This window comes from Pedobacter sp. 05L430, assembly GCF_056397585.1.
Genome location: NZ_JBFTNT010000450.1, coordinates 1 through 2,122 on the forward strand (window position 1 = coordinate 1; position 2,122 = coordinate 2,122).

General features: G+C 35.3%; 3 protein-coding genes. All 3 read left to right on the forward strand.

What is annotated here, in order from left to right:
• Positions 1 to 61: 61 nt before the first annotated feature.
• A complete protein-coding gene (locus tag AC1DG9_RS26255) occupies positions 62 to 718 on the forward strand; it encodes a YdeI/OmpD-associated family protein (RefSeq protein WP_337716256.1) in 657 nt (218 codons plus the stop codon).
• A 40-nt stretch (positions 719 to 758) separates the two neighbouring features.
• On the forward strand, positions 759 to 1,553 hold the full coding sequence (locus AC1DG9_RS26260; RefSeq protein ID WP_172662953.1) for a metallophosphoesterase family protein: 795 nt from the start codon (positions 759 to 761) through the stop codon (positions 1,551 to 1,553).
• On the forward strand, positions 1,534 to 2,122 hold a 589-nt coding region (locus AC1DG9_RS26265), incomplete at its 3' end, for a hypothetical protein (protein ID WP_477635593.1). The genes AC1DG9_RS26260 and AC1DG9_RS26265, both read left to right, overlap by 20 nt.

A 2,122-nucleotide genomic window follows, 5' to 3' on the forward strand; every position in this document is an offset into this window, starting at 1 on the left:
GTATTGTGCTTTGGGATTTCTTTGCTAAATTAAGACTGTAAAATATTTCTACTTCAATATTATGGAGAACGGGTTATTAAAGAAAATATACTTCAAACCTGGTTTTAAGGTGTTATTGGCAAATGCGCCCAAAAATGGTACTGCTATTTTAGGTGATGTTAGCAGTATATCATTAGTGAACAATTCTGCTGACGATTTTAATGGTCTACTCCTTTTTGTAAAGGATAGCTCAGAATTAAACAGGGAACTCAAAATCTGGGCACCAAAAATAGATGACAAAAAAACAGTTTGGATTGCTTATCCAAAAAAGACCTCCGGAATAGTTACCGATCTGAAGATGGAGAAATGGAATGAACTGGAACTTTATAAACTTACTCCGTGTGCTTCTGCAGCAATTGACGACACCTGGACAGGTATTAGAATTAAACCAATTGATCAGGTAAAAGCATCTGGTGTTGGAAATAATGAAATTAAAAAAAATGAATTTTCTGAGTTTATAGATGTTGAAAATAAAAAAGTAACGGTGCCATCAGATTTGGCAAAGTTATTTTTGCAGCATCCGCAAGCACAGTCTTTTTTCGAGACCCTCGCCTATTCTCATAAAAAAGAATATGTATTGTGGATTCTTACGGCCAAACAAGAACAAACAAGGATAGGCAGATTGCAAAAAACTATTGAAATGTTACTGGTTGGTAAAAAGAATCCAACTATGAAATAGTCCTGACATTCAAAATTTGTATATCCCTTTAATTTGTGGTATGCGAATATTTTTACTATTTCTACTCTGTGCTGCTTTAGCAAGTTGTAACCATTTTGAGTTTAGTCCAAATCAAACTTTTGATAAAATTTCGTTAAAGGATGTAAACGCCACCAATCTGAAAAGATTGGGTAATGGTGCGGATGATGATACCGTAACTTTCGTTTTAACTGGCGATAGCCAGAAATCACGAGACGAAACGGTAAAGTTTTGTAAAGCCGTGAATGCTATTAAGGGGATTGACTTTGTAGTTCTGGCTGGTGATATTACTGAATTTGGTGTTTTAAAGGAAATGCTTTGGATTTCAAGAACTCTTGAAGATCTTCATGCTCCCTATGTAGCTGTTATAGGAAATCACGACGAAACAGCCCGTGGTAAGGAAACATTTCAGCATATGTTTGGCGAACTTAATTATTCTTTTATATACGGAGGTGTAAAATTCGTTTGCCACGATAGCAATAGCCGGGAGTATAATTTCAATGGTCAGGTGCCCAATATTCCCTGGTTAAAAAATGAATTGAAACCATCGCCCGGGATTAAAGGTTTTGTAGGTATTTCTCATGTGCCGGTTAATTCAGAAGATTTTGACAGCAAATTAATCAAGGATTATACAACCACACTTGCTCAAACTCCAGGCTTCCTGGCATCACTTAACGCACATACTCATAATTATAATCTCTTTTATCCGGATGATTCGGGTATTCCCTACGTGATCACAAGCGCGATGGCAAATAAGGAATTTTTAGTTGTACAAATTGTAAATAATAAGATAAGTTTTGAGAGAGTATATTTTTAAGTTCCGTTTCGTTTTTTTGCTGTTGGTTGCAAGTAGTGCTAAAGTATCTGCACAAAGTTTTAAATTCTTAATTCCTGATCAGGCAATTGTACAGTATGCCGGAAGTATAGGTTATTTTAGTGGAGGTGTTGGTTATGAACTGTTTGGTAACAAAAAAGGTAATTTAGATTTACTTTATGGATTTGTACCGGGTAGTAAAGGTGGGGTTTTGAATATAGCAACTGCTAAATTTGGCTATAAACCATGGGCTATTAAATTGAAAGAATGGGGGAAAATTTATCCTTTTAATCCTGCAATATTTGCTACTTATACTTTTCATAAGGAGCTGTCATTTAAATTTCCAAGCGGACAATATGCTCATGATTATTATTACTGGTCAGAAGCTTTGCGTCCGCATCTTGCTTTCAGTAGCGAAATTGAGCTGGATGCAAAAAAACTTTTGAAAAATACGGGTATCAGAGCAATTGGTCTTTATATAGAGGCAAATACGAATGATTTTTATCTGATCAATTATCTTCAAAATACATCTGCACTAACTGTAACGGATATTTTTCAGCTGGGAATAGGAA